Raw genomic sequence first — 18532 nt, 5'->3', positions numbered from 1 at the left:
GTGGGAACCTTCCCACGCGCATGATCGAGCAACCCGGGGCGGGGCGGAATGAGGCGAGGGCACCCGACCGGAATCGAACCGGCGTCCTCCGCCTGAGCAGGGCGGCGCGACGACCTCTGCGCTACGGGCACCGGCAGGCGACTCTAGTGCACCCGGCAATCCAGGACAGGGAATGATCATGGATTCCGCGCGGTTGGCATGGCGGTGACCGATCGCCGACCGAGCGACCCAGGCCACCCGTACCACAGAGTGACCAGTGCTTGACAGACGGCAGTTTCGTACGTACGTTTCATGAGATTTGCCCGGAAATTACCTGCGGCTTCCCCCGGAGTGACCTGCCGTGCGACCTACCACGTACCCGCCCCGGATCCCCGTCCAGCCCGGCGCCGAGGCGCCGATCCGGCTGACCGACGTACTCCCCGCCCCGGTCCGCGCCGTGCCGGCCGACGGCGTGGCGTACGCGCTGACCCCCGGCACGACGATCCGTACGACGCCGCAGCCGGCGGCGGTCGCGGTCGGCCGCTACCTGGCCGACCTGCTGCGCCGCCCCGCCGGCTACCCGCTGCCGGTGGTCGACGCCGCCCCGGGTACCACCCCCGGCGGCATCAGCCTGCTGCTGGACGAGCCGGCCGAGCCGAGCGACGGCGCGGAGCCGACCGGCGACCAGCGGACCGCCGACGAGGCCTACCGGCTGGAGGTGACCAGGACCGGCGTGGTCATCCGCGCCCGGGCCGCCGCCGGACTCTTCTACGGCGTGCAGACGCTGCGCCAACTCCTGCCGGCCCGGATCGAGTCCACCCGGCGGGAGCCCGGCCCGTGGCGGATCCCCGGCGGTCTGATCGAGGACCGGCCCAGGTTCCCCTACCGCGGCGCGATGCTCGACGTCGCCCGGCACTTCTTCGCGGTGCCGCACGTGCTGCGCTTCATCGACCACCTGGCCCGCTACAAGCTCAACCACCTGCACCTGCACCTCACCGACGACCAGGGCTGGCGGATCGCGGTCGACTCCTGGCCCCGGCTCGCCACCGTCGGCGGCGCCACCGAGGTCGACGGCGGCCCCGGCGGCTACTACACCAAGGCGCAGTACGCCGAGATCGTCGCGTACGCCGCCGCCCGGCACATCACCGTGGTACCGGAGATCGACCTGCCCGGGCACACCAACGCGGCGCTGAACGCGTACGGCGAACTGGCGCCGGGCGGCACGCCGCCACCGGAGTACACCGGCACCGACGTCGGGTTCAGCGCGGTCGACGTGACCAGCGACCGGACGTACCAGTTCGTCGACGAGGTGCTCGGCGAGGTCGCCGCGCTCACCCCGGGGCCGTACCTGCACGTCGGCGGGGACGAGGCGTTCACCCTCGCCGCGCCGGACTACACCGACTTCATGAACCGGATCCAGCCGATCGTCATCCGGCACGGCAAGGCGGTGCTCGGCTGGCACCAGCTCGCGGTCGCGGAGCACAGTCCGGGGCGGGTCGTCCAGTACTGGGGGACCGGCACCGAGGATCCGGTGGTGGCCGCCGCCGTCGCGCAGGGCGCGAAACTGCTGCTCTCCCCGGGCAACCGGACCTACCTCGACATGAAGTACGCCGAAACGACCCGGCTGGGCAAGGACTGGGCCGGACTGATCGAGGTGCGGCAGGCGTACGACTGGGACCCGGGCGCCTACCTGGCCGGCGTACCCGCCGAGGCGGTGCTGGGCGTCGAGGCGCCACTGTGGACGGAGACGGTGGTCTCGGTCAGCGACGTCGAGTTCATGACCTTCCCCCGGCTGCCCGCCATCGCCGAACTCGGCTGGTCACCGGCGTCGACCCACGACTGGGCGGACTTCCGGCTCCGGCTGGCCCGACAGGGCGACCGGTGGGGCGTCGCCGGGATCACCTACCACCGCTCGCCGGACGTGCCGTGGACGGGCACGCCGACCGGGGTCGGCAGCGGCCCGGACCGGACAGCCGCCGTACCCGGTCCGCGCCCGGCCGTCGTACCCGAGGAGTCGGCGGCCGTGCCGGAGCCGCGCCCGGCTGTCGACGACCAACCGACCAGAGCCGGCTGACGCCGACTCGCTGAGCCCCGCCCCGGACGACCACCGGTTACGCCGGCGTCGCCCGGGCGGGCGGCACCGGGCCGGCCGGGTCGACCACGTCACTGTCACCGGGTCCGTCGTGCGTAGGCGCGCCCGGCACCGGCCGAGACCGGCCGTCGCCGTCCCGGATCCGCACCGCCACCCCGGAGACGTCGGCGAGTTCGACCGGGCCGACGACCCGGGAGTCGTTCGCCACCGGACGGTTGTCGCCGAGCAGGAAGACCCGACCGGCCGGCACCGTGGTCGTGGGGAACGATTCGGTCACCGTGCCGGCCAGATAGTCCTCCCGGACCGGCACGCCGTTGACGACGATCTCCGGACACCTGCCGGTCTGGTCGGCCGGACAGCCGACGGTGTCGCCAGGCAGGGCGACCACCCGGAGCATGCTGTCGAACTCCTCGCTGCCGACGGTGAGCCGGGCCAACACCACGTCGCCGCGCTCCGGCCGCAGCGTCCGGTCGAAGACCACCCGCTCCTCGACCCGGACGGTCGACTCCATCGCGGTGCTGGGCTGGGTGACGGTGAAGTGGTCGCCGCGGCCCAGCAGGGTTGCCGCGGCCAGGGCGGAGACCACCACCACGCCGCCGCCGACCCCGAGGGCCAGCCGGCGCAGCCGCCGGGACCGCCGTTGCCGCCGGGCCCGGTCGAGAACCTCGCGGGCCAGGTCGGGACGGGCACGTACCGGCGGTACGGCCGCCGCCAGAGCCCGCAGCTCCTCCGCCGTCCCGTCCAGCAGAATGTCGCTCATCGGATCGTCTCCTCTGCGTGTTCCTCGGCGGAGGCGAGGCTCGACCTCAGGGCGACGCGGACCTTCGCCAGGCCCCGGGCCAGATTGCTCTTCACGGTGCCCGGTGCGCAGCCGAGGAGGACGGCGGTCTCCGCCTCGCTCAACCCCTCGATCACCCGCAGCACCACCACCTCCCGTTGACGTGGTGGCAACCCGTCGAGGATCTGGTCCAGTTGGGCACGGGCCGCGATCGCTTCGGCGTGGTCCGAGCCGGCCGCCGACCGCTCCGGGTCGACCCGCACCGGTACCGGCACGAGATGGCGCCGCCGGCCCCGGTCGCGGACGATGTTGACCAGCGCGGCCCGGACGTATGCCTCCGGCGACTCCAGCCGTCGCGGCCAGTGTCTCGTCAGCCGCAGCAGCGCGGTCTGCAGCACGTCCTCGGCCTCGGCGGTGTCCGACACCAGCAGCCGGGTGAACCGCAGCAGCCGGTCCGCGTGCTTCCGCACGAACTCGGTGAAGTCCTGCTCGTCTTCGGGTGTCACATCCAGTCAGAACGAGACCCGGAGCACCGGGGTTGCACGCGCTCCTCCGGATTCCGCCGCGCCGAGCGGGCGGACCAGGCACGGCCCGCGACGACCTCACCGCATCCGGGCCGCCAGTTCCTGCCGCACCTCCGCCATATCGACCACGCCACGGAGCAGCCTGTTCGCGGCACAGTCGGGGCTGTCGAGCATCGCCAGCAGCAGGTGGTTGGTGCCGACGTCACCCGTGTCGCGGATACGAACAGCGTGGCCAGCGTGGCGGGGTGACCGCCGCCGCGTCCGCACCGAAGACCGGGTCACCCCGCCGACTGCGCCAGCGGTACGTCCGATCGGCCGCCGACTCGGGCCCCGGTGGAACCGTCGCGCGTGCGGTTGTCACCGCCACGTCCAGCCCGCTGCCGGCCAGGATCTCGCCGGCGGCGTTGGTGGCGGCCCAGGGCGGCGCGAAGCACCGCCGACGGGCGCGCAACTGCTCGTCGAGCGAGAGCACGGCGGCGAGCAGACCCACGCTGTCCACCTCGGGAGCACCCATGCGTACGGCCTGCCGAACCGCCTCCTGTTCCAGAACCGGCACGATGACGCCGACGCCGGACCGCAGCACCAGACGGCTCAGCCTGTGGCGCAGACGGCCGGGAGCCGCTCCCCCACCACCCGGACGACCCAGCACACCCGCCGCCGTGAGGAAATCCGCGCCGAGTGCCGTCGGCGAGCCCTCCGCCGCGATCGACGAACGGACCGGCACGGCCTGCCGGATGTGGTCCCCGGTGACTCCCAGGCCGGCCAGCACCTCCGTCGCGCGACAGCCGGGATCCTCGGTCAACGCCAGGAACAGGTGCATGCCGTGGGCGTACCCGACGCGCTCGGCCCCGGCGATCTCCAGCGCCCTCCGTACGGCGGAGTAGCTGGCCGAACTCCAGGACGGGGACGGGTCGGTGACCTCCCGACGTAGATCGCGCCGGGCGTCCCAGATCGCCTCCCGGAGGACGGCCAGGACCTCCATGTCGAGGGGTGACTGTGCGTTCGCCGCGGGCCCGGCTCGTGGGCCTACCGCGACGACTCAGCCGCCGGGGCACGGCGCACCACGACGAGTCAGCCGCCGGAGTCGGCGATCTCCGCGCCGGTCGGCACCTCGGCGCTGTCCCGGTCGGCCAGCCAGCCGTCCGGCAGGACCACCCTGCCCGGCGAGTTCGTCCGGCCGCGCGGCTGCCCCAGCGTCTGCACCGGGAACGGCTCGGCCACGTCCAGCTTGCCCAGCAGGTCGTCCAACTCGGCCAGGCCGTTCACCATCGCCAGGGCACGCCGCAGTTCGCTGCCGACCGGAAAGCCCTTGAGATACCAGGCGACATGCTTACGGAAGTCGACACAGCCGTCCCGCTCGCCGTGGGTATTCCGGCCGCCGTCGGCGTACCAGTCGACAAGCAGTTCGGCGTGCCGGCGCATGGTCGCCGCCACCTCCCCCAGGCTCGGCAGCCGCCGCTGCGGTCGGCCGTCGAACGCCGCCGCCAGGTCGGCGAAGAGCCACGGCCGGCCCAGGCAGCCCCGGCCGACCACCACCCCGTCCGCCCCGGTCTGCGCCACCATCCGCAGCGCGTCGTCGGCCTCCCAGACGTCGCCGTTGCCCAGCACCGGCACGTCCAGCGCCTGCTTGAGAGCGCCGATCGCGTCCCAGTCGGCGGTGCCCGAATACCGTTGGGCCGCCGTACGGGCGTGCAGGGCGACCGCCGCGACGCCCGCGTCCTGGGCGGCGAGCCCCGCCTCGACGTACGTCAGGTGGTCGTCGTCGATCCCCTTGCGCATCTTGACGGTGACCGGGACCCCGGCGGGCGCCGCCGCCCGTACCGCCGACCCGACGATCCGGGCGAAGAGCCGGCGCCGCCAGGGCAGTGCCGCTCCCCCGCCCTTGCGGGTGACCTTCGGCACCGGGCAGCCGAAGTTCAGGTCGATGTGGTCGGCCAGATCCTCCTCGACCGCCATCCGCACCGCGGCGGCGGTCACCTCCGGGTCGATGCCGTAGAGCTGCAGGCTGCGCGGCCGCTCACCGTCGCCGAACGCCACCATCCGCAGCGTCTTCGGGTTGCGCTCGACAAGCGCCCGGGTGGTCACCATCTCGCAGACGTAGAGGCCGCCACCCTGTTCCCGACAGAGCTGCCGAAAGGCGACATTCGTGATCCCCGCCATCGGCGCGAGCACCACCGGGGGCCACACCGTGTGTGGTCCGAGCGTCAACGGCCCCGGTACGGGACTCGGCGGAGCGGCGGCGGGGCTGGCGGTCACGCCCTGAAGTGTAGGGAACGGGCTCCCGCTGTCGCTCTTCGTGTGAGAGAGGCCCCTTCCCACCCGCCCGGCTACCGTCGTCCGGCGACGGGAAGGGGCCCTCCGTACCGCTCAGCAGCCGGGGAGGCGCTCGATCAGGTAGCGCTCGACCTGGTCGAGGGAGACCCGCTCCTGGGTCATGCTGTCCCGATCGCGGACGGTGACCGCATTGTCCTCGAGGGTGTCGAAGTCGACCGTCACGCAGTAGGGCGTGCCGATCTCGTCCTGCCGGCGGTAGCGCTTGCCGATCGCCTGCGTCTCGTCGTACTCGACAACCCAGCGCTTGCGTAGGGTGGCGGCCAGGTCCTTCGCCTTCGGCGAGAGGGCCTCGTTGCGGGACAGCGGCAGCACGGCGACCTTGACCGGGGCCAGCCGGGGGTCGAACCGCAGCACCCGGCGGGTCTCCATCCCGCCCTTGGTGTTCGGCGCCTGGTCCTCGTCGTACGCCTCGAGCAGGAACGCGAGTACGGCCCGGGTGAGGCCGGCGGCCGGCTCGATCACGTACGGCACCCAACGCTCGCCCTTCTCCTGGTCGAAGTACGACAGGTCGACGCCGGAGTGCTTGCTGTGCGTGGAGAGGTCGAAGTCGGTCCGGTTGGCGATGCCCTCGAGTTCGGAGAACTCGGTGCCGCCGAACTGGAACCGGTACTCGATGTCCACGGTCCGCTTCGAGTAGTGCGAGAGCTTGTTCTGCGGGTGCTCGTAGAAGCGCAGGTTCTGCTCGGAGAGGCCGAGGTCGAGATACCAGTTCCAGCGCTCCCGCAGCCAGTACTCGTGCCATTCCTCGTCGGTGCCGGGCTCGACGAAGAACTCCATCTCCATCTGCTCGAACTCGCGGGTCCGGAAGATGAAGTTACCCGGGGTGATCTCGTTGCGGAACGACTTGCCAACCTGGGCGATGCCGAACGGCGGCTTCTTCCGCGCCGAGGCGGCCACGTTGTTGTAGTTGATGAAGATGCCCTGGGCGGTTTCCGGCCGCAGGTAGTGCATGCCCTCGTCGCTCTCCACCGGGCCGAGGTAGGTCTTCATCAGGCCGTTGAACATCCGCGGCTGGGTGAAGGTGCCCTTGTTGCCGCAGTTCGGGCAGTTGAGTTCGGCGAGCGAGGCCGGCGGCTGGCCGTGCTTCTCCTCGTACGCCTCCTCGAGGTGGTCGGCCCGGAACCGCTTGTGGCAGGACTGACACTCGGTCAGCGGGTCGACGAACGCGTCGAGGTGGCCGGAGGCGGCCCAGACGTCCCGGGCGAGGATGACCGCCGAGTCCAGGCCGACGATGTCGTCACGCTGCTGGACCATGGTCCGCCACCACTGCCGGCGGACGTTCTCCTTCAGTTCCACGCCGAGCGGACCGTAGTCCCAGGCTGACCGGGTGCCCCCGTAGATCTCGCTGGACGGGTAGACGAAGCCTCGACGCTTGGCGAGACTGACGATGGCGTCGATACGGTCGGCTGGCATGGTTACCTCCTACACCGGCTGGCGGCCGGCGGGGACAGAATCGGAACGGTCAACAGGTTCGGAAGGGCTCGGCGAACAGCGGTCGGTACGGCGAGGCCGGCCCGACCGTTGCCGACGGTGGTCGGTGACGGTGGCGGATCGGGCAACGTGCGCACAACGGTACGACTCCGCACCCCACCCAGGTCCAGCAGATTACTCCACCAACCCGGCGTGACCCGGGACAGGTTCCGCGCCCGACGCCCTCCTAGCCGATCTCGCAGATCGCCAGACCGTCGACCGGGTCCTGTTCGAGCAGGACGTGAAGCTGGTCCTGGCCGCCCTGGACGTAGGTCACGTCCACCGGCACCCGCAGGTCGTTGCCCACCAGCACGTCACCGACCTGGAACGAGGCGATCTCCGGCTCGGCTCCCACCCGGCGGGCGAACTCCGCCGGTGACTCCCGCTGCTTGGTGGAGTCGCAGAGCAGGTTGTACGCCTGGTTGAACTGGTCGTCCTCGATGGCGTCGAGATAGTCGGTGACGACCGCCCTGGCCTGTTCGTTGACCGCCTCGGTGCTGGAGACCAGCAACCCGATCAGCGCGGCACCGCCACCACCGCAGACCAGCAGCACGGCGAGAGCGGCGACCCCGATGCCGAGCCACAGCCGTACCGTGCGCCCCTCGGTCGGCGGTGCGGCGAACGGCGGCACGGCGCCCGGGCCGGGCGGTGGCCCAGGTACGCCGGGCGGGACAGGCCCCGGACCGGTCAGAACGGGCGACCCGGGCAGCGCCGAGGAGATCCCGCCCGGCCCGGTCAGAACGGGCGACCCGGGAACGCCCGGTGACACCCCCGCGACGCCGGCGCCCGACACGCCCGGCGGATTGCCGAGCCCGGCCGGCGGCAAGGGGCCAGGTTCGACCGGCGGTCGGGCGGCGCCGGAGCCGGCCGGCGAAGATCCGGCTTCACCGGCCGTCGGCGACGACGCGGAACCACCGGGCGGTCCGGGAAAGGTCATGCCGGCAAGCGTAGTGCCCGGTCTGTCACCGGCTGGGGTCAGCGGCACGGTCGCTGCGGGCCACCTGCACCGGACCATCCGGCTCGGCGCTGGCCAGCGTCTCGTACGCGGACGGCTCGTCGAGTGACTCGGCGAGCAGCGGGGTCGCGTGGATCTTGACATCGAAGGCGCCCAGGGCGCGCCGGTAGGTGCCGACCGACTCCCACTCGGTGACCAGGCACCAGTGCGTGGGGTCGTCGAGGGCCCGCAGCAGTTCACCCCGGCGGTAGCCCGGCCGGGCGGCGAGTACGGCCAGCGCGGCGTGCGCCCGCTCGGTGAACCCGACCGCCGCCTCCTCCGCCACCACGAACCGGTTTGTGACGAGCACCTGTGCCCTCCTCGGCTGAGCCGCCGACCGAAAAGCCGCGGATGGTGTCATCGGTGACAGCACGCCGGTCGGAGCATCGAGATCTCGTAGAGTCTGTGGGATGCAGCGTACGCAGCGCGTCCTGGTGACCCGCCTGGCCCGGGTCGGTCCGACCACCGTGTTCCTCGTCGCGTTGACGCTCGTCCTGGTCGCCCTCTTCGCTCCGGGGATCGTCGGCGGGGTGCTGCTGCTGGCGCTCGCGGGGTTGCTCGGCGTCCTGCTCGTGACGAGCTGGCCGGTGCAGACTCCGGGCACCCGGTTGGTCCGGCTGGTGCTGCTGACGCTGCTGGTCGCATTCGCCCTGATGAAGATCGTCTGAGCGGATGAACCACCAGCCCGAGCGTTTGGTCGATCAACCCGAGTGCATGATCCGTCGGCCCGACCAAACCTGAGACGTTCTCATGCAAGCATGCGTTTTTGACAATCATTCTCATTGTCGCGGAGAGTGGATGACATGCTGATCCGCTCTGCTCCCCGTACCGTCGCCCTCGCCGCCGCCGGCCTGCTCGCCCTGGCCACCGCCACGGCCTGCGCCGACGACGGCTCCGGCAACGACCCCGACCGGGTCGACGTCGTCGCCGCCTTCTATCCCCTGCAGTTCGTCGCGGAGCGGATCGGCGGAGACGCCGTCCGGGTGACCAACCTCGTCAAGCCCGGTGCCGAACCACACGACCTCGAACTCAACCCCGGCCAGGTCGGCCAGATCAGCGACGCTGACCTGGTGGCCTATCTCGCCGGTTTCCAGCCCGCCGTGGACGAGGCCGTCGAGCAGCAGGCCGGCGACCGGGCCTTCGACGTGGGAACCGTGCAGCCCCTGCTGGATGCCACCGCCGGGGGCCACGAGCACGAGGGTGACGGCGAACACGAGGGTGAGGGAGCGGGCGAGGAACACGAGGAGGCGGCCGGCCAGAAGGACCCGCACGTCTGGCTCGACCCGACCCGGCTCGCCACGATCGGCGACCGGCTGGCCGAGGAACTCGGCGCGGCGGACCCGGACCGGGCCGCCGACTTCACCGCCCGGGCCCGCGCCCTCCGCGCCGACCTGGAGACCCTCGATTCCGAGTACGCCAAGGGCCTGCAGACCTGCCAGCGGCGTGAACTGGTGACCAGCCACACCGCCTTCGCATACCTGGCCGAGCGCTACCACCTGGAACAGATCGGGCTCAGCGGGCTGAGCCCGGAGGCCGATCCGCCGGCCGCCCGCCTGGCCGAGATCGCCGCCGAGGCCCGGGAACACCAGGCCACCACGATCTTCTTCGAGACCCTGGTCAGCCCCAAGGTCGCCGAGACGGTGGCCAGGGAGATCGGCGCGAAGACCGCCGTACTGGACCCGATCGAGGGCCTGCAGCCGGGCAGCACCGGTGACTACCTCTCGGTCATGCGGGACAACCTGGGTGCGATCAGGACGGCGTTGGGATGCTCATGACCGAGCGGAGCGAGGTGGGGACATGACGGAACCGGTCATCACGGTCGAACATGGGGCGGTCGCCTACGACGAGCGTCCTGTACTCCGGGACATCTCCCTCACCGTGGCCCCCGGCGAGGTCGTCGCGGTACTCGGCGCCAACGGCTCCGGCAAGTCGACCCTGATCCGGGCGATCCTCGGCCTGGTACCGCTGAACGCCGGCACGGTCTCGCTCTTCGGCACCCCGCAGCGCCGGTTCCGGCAGTGGCGGCGGATCGGGTACGTCCCGCAGCGGCTCGGCGCCGGCAGCGCCGTACCGGCCACCGTGGCCGAGGTCGTCGCCGCCGGCCGGCTGGCCCGTCGGGGCGTACTGCGCCCGGCCGGAGCCGCCGATCGACGGGCGGTCGCCGAGGCGCTTCGGGCGGTCGGGCTGAGCGACCGGGCCGGCGACCCGGTGACCACCCTCTCCGGCGGTCAGCAGCAGCGGACCCTGATCGCCCGGGCCCTGGCCGGGCAGCCGGAGCTGCTCGTCCTCGACGAGCCGACCGCCGGGGTCGACTCGGCGAGCCAGGACGCCTTCGCCGAGGCGCTGCGCGGGTTCGTCGCCGATGGCGGGACGGTGCTGCTGGTCGCCCACGAACTCGGGCCGCTGGCCACGGTGATCACACGGGCGGTGGTCGTACACGAGGGGAAGATCGCGCACGACGGCCCGGTGCCGGAACCGGCCGGGCATCACGCGGCGCCCGGTCACGAGCACGTCCACCCGCACGCGCCGGACGACCCGGTGGGGATCTGGGGAGCACCGGCATGAGCGAGCGCAGCGAGGAGGTGGCATGAGCCTGTTCCAGTACGACTTCATGATCCGTGCCCTGGTCGGGGCGCTGGTGATCGGGCTGACCGCCCCGGCGCTCGGGATCTATCTGGTGCAGCGGCGGATGTCGTTGATCGGCGACGGGGTCGGCCATGTGGCGCTTACCGGTGTCGGGGTCGGGCTGCTGTTCAACACCTCCCCGGTGCTGATGGCGGTCCTGGTGTCCGCGGTCGCGGCGGTCGCCATCGAACTGATCCGGGAACGCGGCCGCACCTCGGGGGACGTCGCGCTCGCGTTGATGTTCTACGGCGGCATCGCCGGCGGGGTGATGCTGGTCGGGCTTTCTGGCAGCCGGAGCAACGCGAACCTGATGGCGTACCTCTTCGGGTCGCTGACCACGACGTCGCCGCAGGATCTGACGGTCATCGTGGTCCTGGCGGTGGTGGTGCTGACGACCATGCTGGTGCTGCGTCCGGCGCTCTTCGCGATCTCACACGACGAGGAGTACGCCCGGGTCTCCGGCCTGCCGGTCCGGGCCCTCAACCTGCTGCTCGCGGTGACCACGGCGGTGACCGTCACGATCTCGATGCGGGCGGTCGGGCTGCTGCTGGTCAGCGCTCTGATGGTGGTGCCGGTCGCCACCGCGCAGCTCTTCTCCCGGGGTTTTGTCGCCACCATGGTGACCGCGATGGGGATCGGCCTGGTCGCCTCCGGATCCGGGGTGTGGCTGGCCGGGACCGCGAACACCGCGCTCGGGGCGACCATCGTGATCCTGGCGATCGCCATCTTCCTGCTGGCCGCGGTCGGTACGGCGGTTCGCCGGGCGCTGGGGCGGCGGCGGGCGGTGCCGTCCGGTCGGCCAACGCCGGTGGTCGAGCCGTGCGACGTGGTCCTCGAACCGGCCCCCGCCCCGTCGGGCCCACCGGTTGACCTTGACCGGCCCGACCACGCGACGGCCCACCGGTAGAATTGGTTACCGTTACGGGGTGACGAGCACGAACGCCTACGAGGCCTACGCCGGCGCCGGAGAGCTGCTTCGTGCCCTGTCCGCCCCGATCCGGCTGGCCATCGTCAGCGAACTGGCGAACGGGGAGCGCTGCGTCCACGAACTGGTCGAACAGCTCGGCGCGCCGCAGCCGCTGGTCTCCCAGCACCTGCGGGTGCTACGCGGCGCCGGGGTGGTACGCGGTTCCCGACGCGGTCGGGAAATTGCCTACTCCTTGGTCGACGAGCACATCGCGCATATCGTGGCGGACGCGGTCAGCCACTCCGGGGAGGCATCGTGAGTGGAACACTCCGGCAGGAGGGCGAGATGACGGGGGCAGAGGGCGGCACCGCGGTCCGCAACACCCGGCAGCGCAGCGCGGTCAGTGCGCTGCTCGCCGAGGTCGAAGGTTTCCACAGCGCCCAGGATCTGCACGCGATGTTGCGCAGTCGCGGCGAGCGGGTGGGTCTGACCACGGTCTACCGCACCCTGCAGGGGCTGGCGGACGCGGGCGAGATCGACGTGATGCGCCCGCCGGGCGGCGAGCACCTCTACCGGCGGTGCAGCGAGGGGCACCACCACCACCTGGTCTGCCGGGCCTGTGGCCGGACCGTCGAGGTGGAGGGGCCGGCGGTGGAGAGCTGGGCCGAACGGGTCGCCGCCAAACACCAGTTCACCGACGTCAGCCACACCCTGGAGATCTTCGGCACCTGCCGGGAGTGCGCGAACCGGTAACGTGAGCCACCCTGGGCGGCATGAGGATCTATGCCGACCGTGTCCCGACCGCCGCCCGCCAACTCCTCACCGACCTGCTCGTCGTCGTCTGGGTCTACCTCTGGATCCGGGCCGCGATGTGGCTGCACGACCTGGTGCAGCGGCTCGCCGTACCCGGACAGAAGCTGGAGGGGGCGGGCGGCGGGTTGGCCGACAACCTCGCCGACGCGGGCGGCAAGGTCGGCCGGGTCCCGGTGGTCGGTGACGAGCTGACCGCCCCGTTCGAACGGGCCGCCGACGCCGCCCGGGCGATGGCCGACGCCGGACGTGACCAGCAGGAACTCGTCGGCGACCTGGCGCTGGCACTGTCGTTGGCGCTGCTGGTGTTCCCGCTCGGGCTGGTGCTGTTCGGTTGGCTTCCGCTGCGGCTGCGCTGGATGCGTCGGGCCGCCGCCGCCCGGGCGTTGCGGTCTGCGCCGGCCGGCCGGGACCTGCTGGCGCTGCGTGCGCTGGCCACCCAGCCGTTGGGCCGGCTGACCCGGATCGACCCGGACGTCGCGCAGGCGTGGCGGCGCGGCGACGACGCCACCGTCGAGGCGCTGGCCGCGCTCGAACTGCGCACGCTCGGCCTGCGGCCCACCCCGGCACGTCGCTGACCTGGCGTCGGTACCGCCACCGGTGCCGTTTGTCGCCAACGGCACGACGGATCCATGCCATGATCGTCAAACGAGGAGGCGGACGCGCGCCGTCGTACCGAACAGCCCGGACCTGGCGAGGAGAGCAGTGACCGACCTGACCCGCACCCCCGACGACTTTCCCCGCCGCCCGCTCGGCTCGACCGGCCTGGCGGTCACCCCGGTCTGCGTCGGCGGCGGCCCCCTGGGCAGCATGCCCGCCCTCTTCGGGTACGACGTCAGCGCCGAACGCGGCACACAGACCGCACTCGCCGCCCTCACCGGCCCGTTCAACTTCCTCGACACCGCCGCCGGCTACAGCGACGGTGAAAGCGAACGGCGGATCGGCGCGGCACTGCGCCGGATCGGCGGTGTGCCGGAGGGTTTTGTCCTGGCTACCAAGGTCGACCGGGACTTCACCACCGGCGACTTCTCCGGCGAGCAGGTACGCCGGTCCGCCGAGGGGAGCCTGGAACGGCTCGGCCTGGACCACCTGCCGCTGGTCTACCTGCACGACCCCGAGCACATCAGCTTCGCGGAGGGGATGGCCCCGGGTGGCCCGGTGGAGACGTTGCTGGAGCTGCAGCGGGAGGGGATCGTCGGGCAGCTCGGGGTGGCCGGCGGTCCGGTGGCACTGATGGCGGAGTACCTGCGTACCGGACACTTCTCGGCGCTGATCACGCACAACCGGTGGACCCTGGTGGACCGGTCGGCCGGGGACCTGCTCGACGAGGCGGTCTCGCTCGGCGTCGGTGTGGTCAACGCGGCACCGTTCGGCAGCGGCATCCTGGCGAAGGGTCCGGCGCAGTTCACCAAGTACGCCTACCGGCAGGCCGACGAGGAGGTGCTGCGCCGGATCCGGGCGATGGAGGAGGCGTGCGCCACGCACGGCGTACCGCTGGCCGCGGCGGCGCTCCAGTTCTCGCTGCGGGACCCGCGGATCACCTCCACCATCGTCGGGGTGTCCCGGCCGGAGCGGATCGCCGAGAGCGCCCGACTGGCCACCTGGGACATTCCCGAGGAACTGTGGGAGACCCTGGCCCCGCTCACCGCCCCGAAGGAGTTCTGGATCTGGTGACGGCCGACGCCGTCCCCACCACCCCTCCAGGGGAGTCGCGGGCCTCGACCGCGGGGATGTACCAGGGCACCGCTGACCGAGGGGACGGTGCGATGGCGGAACAACGACGGAGGTGGTCGCCGGTGCTCGTGGCCCTGGTGATCGGACTCCTGTTCCTGGTCCTCTGGTTTGTCCTGCTGACCACTGTCGACCTCGACATCGGGTTGGGGGCCGTGCTCGCGGGCACGGAGGCCGGCGTCCTCGCGGCTGCTGTCTCCAGCGCCGTGGCCCGACGACGGAACTGACTCCGGGGCCGGCCTCCGCCGGCCTTCGCCTCGGAGGGGGCGGGTTTCCGGCCCCCTCCGTTCACCTCTCCTGGTCGGGCGGCGGGATCCGGCGGCGTACGTCCTCGGTCTCCGACAGACCGGGCTGCCAGGTGGTCACCCAGGGCTGGTCCGCCTCCGGGGTGACGATGCCGTCCTCGAGGAAGGCGTACCGGCCGGCGAGGATCCGCTTCGCCGCCGAACCGTCGACCGGGTCGGTGTTCTCCCACAGGGCCCGGAACAGCGCACCGACCCGTACCTCGGCCTGCCGGCAGAACAGGTCGGCCAGTTCGACACCCTCGGGCCGGCTCTCCCGTTCGGCGTGTGCTCGTACGCAGACCGCCGACATCGCGAACAGTTCGGCGCCGATGTCGACGATCCGGCCCAGGAACGCCTGCTTGCGTTCCATTTTTCCCTGCCAGCGGGACATCGCGTAGAACATGGACCGGGCCAGTTTGCGGGAGGCGCGTTCGACCTGCCGCAGGTGCCCGGCGAGCGGGCCGTAGTCGGCGTACCCGGTGGGGTTCTGGCCGCGCCCGACCGCGAGGGTCGGCAGCCACTTCGCGTAGAAGACGCCGGCCTTCGCCCCGGCTCGGACCTTGCGACCCAGTTCGGCGGCGGGGTCGATGATGTCGCCGGCGACGGAGAGGTGGGCGTCGACCGCCTCCCGGGCGATCAGCAGGTGCATGATCTCGGTGGATCCCTCGAAGATCCGGTTGATCCGGAGGTCACGCAGCAACTGCTCGACCGCGACCGGACGTTCGCCCCGGGCGGCCAGCGACTCGGCGGTCTCGTAGCCGCGGCCGCCCCGGATCTGGACCAGGTCGTCCACGATCCGCCAGGCCATCTCGCTGGCGTAGAGCTTGACCAGCGCCGCCTCGATCCGGATGTCGTTGGTGTCGTCGTCGGCGAGCAGGCAGCAGAGGTCGAGCATGGTCTCCATGCCGTACGTCGTCGCGGCGATGAACGCGAGTTTGCCCGCCACCGCCTCGTGTTCGCCGACCGGCCGACCCCACTGCACCCGCTCGGCGGCCCACTCCCGGGCCACGTTCAACGCCCACTTGCCGGCCCCGACACACATCGCCGGCAGCGACAGTCGTCCGGTGTTCAGCGTGCTCAGCGCGATCCGCAGGCCCTTGCCCTCGCCGCCGATGACGTTCTCGGCCGGTACGAAGACGTCGTGGAACCGGGTGACGCTGTTCTCCAGCCCACGCAGCCCGAGGAAGCTGTTGCGCCGCTCGACGGTGATCCCCGGCGAGTCGGCCTCGACGACGAACGCGGTGATCCCGCCCCGCCGGTCCGCCGTCTTCGGCACCCGGGCCATCACCACCAGCAGGTTCGCCACCGTGCCGTTGGTGGCCCAGAGCTTGACGCCGTTGAGCCGGTAGCCGGCGCCGTCACCGGTCGGTTCGGCGGTGCTGCCGAGCCGGGCCGGGTCCGAGCCGACGTCGGGTTCGGTGAGCAGGAACGCCGACACCTCGCCGGCGGCGAGCCGGGGCAGGAAGCGCTGCTTCTGCTCCTCGCTGCCGAACATCTTCAACGGCTGTGGCACGCCGATCGACTGGTGTGCGGAGAGCAGTGCGCCGATCGCCGGGCTCGCCGACCCGGCCAGCATCAACGCCCGGCAGTAGTGCAGATGCGACAGCCCGAGGCCGCCGTACCTCTCGTCGATCTTCATCCCGAAGGCGCCGAGCCGGGCCAGTCCCTGGAACACCTCGTCGGGGATCCGGGCGTCCCGCTCGATCGCCGCGCCGTCCACCTCGGACCGGACGTACGCGTCGAGGCGGCCGAGGAACTCCTCCGCCTTCGCCGCCCGCTCCGGGTCGGATCGGGGCCACGGTTCGATCAGGTCGAGCCGGAACCGGCCGAGGAACAACTCCTTGCCGAAGCTCGGCTTGCGCCACTCCGACTCCCGGGCCGCCTCGGCGACCTGCCGGGCCTCCCGTTCGGAGACCTGACCGCCCTCCCGGGGCGACGAGCCGACCTCCTTGGGCAACGGTCCGATCCCGTCGCCGCCGGCGGCCGGAGTGACGGCGGTCTCCGCCGCCGTCCCAGAGCTGTCGGGCTCTCCCGCCGCCGACGTGTTGTGCTGCGTCGTGGTCACGGCACACCCCCTGACGTGTAAGGAAGGGCCCTGCCAACGCTTCTGGTCGAGGAAGGCCCCCTGTTAACGCCTGCAAGCAGTAGGAACAAACGCTACTCCGGCTTGTTACCCGGCGGTAGCTAGCGTTATGCCGGTACGGGGGAAACCTCGCCACTTTGGACATGTCGACCGGTCCGACAGGAAGCCGATCATGCCGGTTCAGGCGTCGCGCACCTGCTCGGCCGCGTACTGCACCCGCCGGCGGTACTCCACCCACCACGCCGGGCCGACCGCCGGCAGGTTGCTGGCTTCCTGCAGCATCCCCGCCTTCCCGTCGACCAACTCCCGGACGATGTCCGCGTGGCCGGCGTGCCGCTGCGTCTCGGCGACCACGTGCACCAGGATCCGGTGCAGTGTGACCTCGTTGCGGTCCTTCGGCCACCACGCCACCCGACCGACGGCGTCCAGGCCGAGGGTGTTGATCGTCGTATCCGCGTGTGCCCACACCCGCCGGTAGAGCCCGACGATCCACTCCCGTGACTCGTCGGCGGTGGCCCACATGTCCCCGTTCGGCTCGGTGTGGTCGGTCAGCCACGGCAACGACTCGGCGAACGGCCGTCCGAAGCAGTCCCCGAAGTAACCCGCCTCGACCGTGGCCGCGTGCTTGACCAAGCCCAGCAGGTTGGTGCCGGTCGGGGTCAACGGGCGACGGATGTCGTACTCGGCGAGGCCGTCGAGCTTCCACAGCAGCGCGTCACGGGCACCCTGGAGGTAAAGGTGCAGGTCCGCCTTCGGATCCGATTCCATCATGACAAGCAGCCTGCCACCGGGTCTGACCTACGCCGTCACCGACCCACGCCGTCACCGACCCACGCCACGCGGCGCGGCCGAAACAGCCAGCCCGACGGCGCCCAAACGGGCAGGCGGAGCAGCCGGCCGCTCCGGCGGCGGTTCAGTGCGTGGAGTCCTCGGGTGCCGGGATGGCCCGCAACTGGTTCAGGGTGTACTTCGCCACCCGTTCCACCAGCTTGATGCCGTTCTGCTGGCTCTTGTGGTGACCGGAGAGTACGACGACCAGCCAGTCCCGGTCCGGTTCGGTGATCCGGCCGATGCTGTTGACCTGCCAGAGCCCGTTGTCGACGTCGATGGTGTCCCAGCCGTTCTTGACGTAGCTCGCCGTGGCGTCCTCGGTGGCGGCCGCGGTGATCCCCCAGTCCTGGGTCTCGTCGACGTCCCCCATCAGGTCGAGCAGGTAGCTGCGGCTCTCCTCGGTCAGCGGACCCTCCGGATCCATGATCGCCTTCAACAGTCGGAGCTGGTCGGCCGCGGTGGTGGTGGTCATCCCCCAACTCGCGTTCGGCTTCGTCTCCTTCAGGCCGAGGGTCTTGTTCGCCGCGGTGAGCCCGGTACGGTAGCCGATGGCCTGATACAAACCGGTCGTGGCGTTGTTGTCGCTGAGCGTGATCATCGCGCGGGCGAGTTGCCGCTCGGACCGGGTCAACGCCCGGTCCTGCTCCTGACGGCGCAGCAGCAACGCGGCAAGAATGTCGACCTTGACGATGCTGGCGGTCTGGAAGCGCCGGTTGCCGACCGTGACCTCCAGGCCGGTCACCTGGTCGCGTGCCGCGACGGTGACCCGGTCGCCCGCGTCCCGCAGGTACTTCTCGATCTTCGATCGGGCGATGCCCCGATAGTCGGGAGTCGGGGTGGGCGGGGTCGGTGGCGGGAGCGGCGGCCCGGACGTACCGCTGGCGCCGTCCTCCCACCACCGGGTCAGCCCGCTACCGACAACACCGACTCCCAGTAGCGCCGTGGCACCCGAGAGAAGGATTTCCCTACGACCGACACCTCGCCGCCGCGACCGGCTAGCCAAGAAGATCCACCAACTTCTCCGCCGTCTCGTACACCTGCCACCCGTCCATGGGACCCGGCACGTTCAGCGTCGAGAGTAAATCACCCC

The 18532-nt window shown here is 71.5% G+C and carries 20 protein-coding genes, 1 tRNA gene and 1 pseudogene; 10 read left to right on the top strand and 12 right to left on the bottom strand.

Annotation, left to right across the window (positions count from 1 at the left end):
- Nucleotides 1–58: 58 nt before the first annotated feature.
- Nucleotides 59–131 (bottom strand) — tRNA-Ser (locus tag ABGB21_RS17580).
- Between the two features lie 260 nt (nucleotides 132–391).
- Here ABGB21_RS17580 and ABGB21_RS17575 point away from each other — a divergent pair.
- A pseudogene (locus ABGB21_RS17575) lies at nucleotides 392–2053 on the top strand (beta-N-acetylhexosaminidase); the annotation flags it as partial.
- Between the two features lie 37 nt (nucleotides 2054–2090).
- On the opposite strand, the gene lepB reads toward ABGB21_RS17575, so the two are convergent.
- The 8 genes from lepB to ABGB21_RS17535 all read right to left on the bottom strand — a co-directional run bounded on the left by lepB (nucleotide 2091) and on the right by ABGB21_RS17535 (nucleotide 8481).
- Nucleotides 2091–2831, bottom strand: a complete 741-nt coding sequence (gene lepB, locus ABGB21_RS17570; protein ID WP_347678557.1) for a signal peptidase I — start codon at nucleotides 2829–2831, stop codon at nucleotides 2091–2093.
- Nucleotides 2828–3355 carry a SigE family RNA polymerase sigma factor gene (locus ABGB21_RS17565; RefSeq protein ID WP_347654019.1) on the bottom strand — a complete coding sequence of 176 codons (528 nt, stop codon included), beginning with the start codon at nucleotides 3353–3355 and terminating at the stop codon, nucleotides 2828–2830. The genes lepB and ABGB21_RS17565 overlap by 4 nt, the downstream gene beginning before the upstream one ends.
- A gap of 96 nt (nucleotides 3356–3451) precedes the next feature.
- A complete protein-coding gene (locus tag ABGB21_RS17560) occupies nucleotides 3452–3547 on the bottom strand; it encodes a hypothetical protein (protein WP_347678555.1) in 96 nt (31 codons plus the stop codon).
- 28 nt (nucleotides 3548–3575) lie between these two features.
- Nucleotides 3576–4355: a hypothetical protein gene (locus tag ABGB21_RS17555; RefSeq protein WP_347678553.1), complete on the bottom strand. Its 780-nt coding sequence runs from the start codon at nucleotides 4353–4355 to the stop codon at nucleotides 3576–3578.
- An 89-nt stretch (nucleotides 4356–4444) separates the two neighbouring features.
- On the bottom strand, nucleotides 4445–5629 hold the full coding sequence (gene dusB, locus ABGB21_RS17550; protein WP_347678551.1) for a tRNA dihydrouridine synthase DusB: 1185 nt from the start codon (nucleotides 5627–5629) through the stop codon (nucleotides 4445–4447).
- Nucleotides 5630–5740: 111 nt separating this feature from the next.
- On the bottom strand, nucleotides 5741–7120 hold the full coding sequence (locus ABGB21_RS17545; RefSeq protein WP_347654024.1) for a glycine--tRNA ligase: 1380 nt from the start codon (nucleotides 7118–7120) through the stop codon (nucleotides 5741–5743).
- 244 nt (nucleotides 7121–7364) lie between these two features.
- Nucleotides 7365–7808, bottom strand: coding sequence for a hypothetical protein (locus tag ABGB21_RS17540; protein ID WP_347654026.1), 444 nt, complete (start codon nucleotides 7806–7808; stop codon nucleotides 7365–7367).
- Between the two features lie 331 nt (nucleotides 7809–8139).
- On the bottom strand, nucleotides 8140–8481 hold the full coding sequence (locus tag ABGB21_RS17535; RefSeq protein WP_347654027.1) for an antibiotic biosynthesis monooxygenase: 342 nt from the start codon (nucleotides 8479–8481) through the stop codon (nucleotides 8140–8142).
- A 100-nt stretch (nucleotides 8482–8581) separates the two neighbouring features.
- On the opposite strand from ABGB21_RS17535, the gene ABGB21_RS17530 reads away from it, so the two are divergent.
- The 9 genes from ABGB21_RS17530 to ABGB21_RS17490 all read left to right on the top strand — a co-directional run bounded on the left by ABGB21_RS17530 (nucleotide 8582) and on the right by ABGB21_RS17490 (nucleotide 14471).
- Entirely contained in the window at nucleotides 8582–8839 is a 258-nt protein-coding gene (locus tag ABGB21_RS17530; RefSeq protein WP_347654029.1) for a hypothetical protein, read from the top strand.
- Nucleotides 8840–8974: 135 nt separating this feature from the next.
- Nucleotides 8975–9946, top strand: coding sequence for a metal ABC transporter substrate-binding protein (locus ABGB21_RS17525; protein ID WP_347654031.1), 972 nt, complete (start codon nucleotides 8975–8977; stop codon nucleotides 9944–9946).
- A 22-nt stretch (nucleotides 9947–9968) separates the two neighbouring features.
- Nucleotides 9969–10736: a metal ABC transporter ATP-binding protein gene (locus ABGB21_RS17520; protein WP_347654033.1), complete on the top strand. Its 768-nt coding sequence runs from the start codon at nucleotides 9969–9971 to the stop codon at nucleotides 10734–10736.
- 22 nt (nucleotides 10737–10758) lie between these two features.
- Nucleotides 10759–11703 carry a metal ABC transporter permease gene (locus ABGB21_RS17515; RefSeq protein WP_347678548.1) on the top strand — a complete coding sequence of 315 codons (945 nt, stop codon included), beginning with the start codon at nucleotides 10759–10761 and terminating at the stop codon, nucleotides 11701–11703.
- A gap of 19 nt (nucleotides 11704–11722) precedes the next feature.
- Complete coding sequence (locus ABGB21_RS17510; RefSeq protein WP_123562480.1) at nucleotides 11723–12022, top strand: metalloregulator ArsR/SmtB family transcription factor; 300 nt, start codon at nucleotides 11723–11725, stop codon at nucleotides 12020–12022.
- A 26-nt stretch (nucleotides 12023–12048) separates the two neighbouring features.
- Nucleotides 12049–12456, top strand: a complete 408-nt coding sequence (locus ABGB21_RS17505; RefSeq protein ID WP_347654035.1) for a transcriptional repressor — start codon at nucleotides 12049–12051, stop codon at nucleotides 12454–12456.
- A gap of 20 nt (nucleotides 12457–12476) precedes the next feature.
- A complete protein-coding gene (locus ABGB21_RS17500; RefSeq protein ID WP_347654037.1) occupies nucleotides 12477–13091 on the top strand; it encodes a hypothetical protein in 615 nt (204 codons plus the stop codon).
- Between the two features lie 127 nt (nucleotides 13092–13218).
- Nucleotides 13219–14187, top strand: coding sequence for an aldo/keto reductase (locus ABGB21_RS17495; protein WP_347678546.1), 969 nt, complete (start codon nucleotides 13219–13221; stop codon nucleotides 14185–14187).
- A 122-nt stretch (nucleotides 14188–14309) separates the two neighbouring features.
- Complete coding sequence (locus tag ABGB21_RS17490) at nucleotides 14310–14471, top strand: hypothetical protein (protein WP_347678544.1); 162 nt, start codon at nucleotides 14310–14312, stop codon at nucleotides 14469–14471.
- Nucleotides 14472–14532: 61 nt separating this feature from the next.
- On the opposite strand, the gene ABGB21_RS17485 is transcribed toward ABGB21_RS17490, so the two are convergent.
- The 3 genes from ABGB21_RS17485 to ABGB21_RS17475 all read right to left on the bottom strand — a co-directional run bounded on the left by ABGB21_RS17485 (nucleotide 14533) and on the right by ABGB21_RS17475 (nucleotide 18445).
- Nucleotides 14533–16494 carry an acyl-CoA dehydrogenase family protein gene (locus ABGB21_RS17485; RefSeq protein ID WP_347678613.1) on the bottom strand — a complete coding sequence of 654 codons (1962 nt, stop codon included), beginning with the start codon at nucleotides 16492–16494 and terminating at the stop codon, nucleotides 14533–14535.
- Between the two features lie 297 nt (nucleotides 16495–16791).
- A complete protein-coding gene (locus tag ABGB21_RS17480; RefSeq protein ID WP_347654043.1) occupies nucleotides 16792–17382 on the bottom strand; it encodes a DinB family protein in 591 nt (196 codons plus the stop codon).
- Between the two features lie 142 nt (nucleotides 17383–17524).
- Nucleotides 17525–18445: a serine hydrolase gene (locus tag ABGB21_RS17475; RefSeq protein ID WP_347654045.1), complete on the bottom strand. Its 921-nt coding sequence runs from the start codon at nucleotides 18443–18445 to the stop codon at nucleotides 17525–17527.
- Nucleotides 18446–18532: the final 87 nt, after the last annotated feature.

Origin of the sequence: Plantactinospora sp. B24E8, assembly GCF_039871735.1 — a bacterium.
Taxonomy (GTDB): Bacteria; Actinomycetota; Actinomycetes; order Mycobacteriales; family Micromonosporaceae; genus Plantactinospora.
This window is presented reverse-complemented; position numbering and strand designations above follow the sequence as displayed.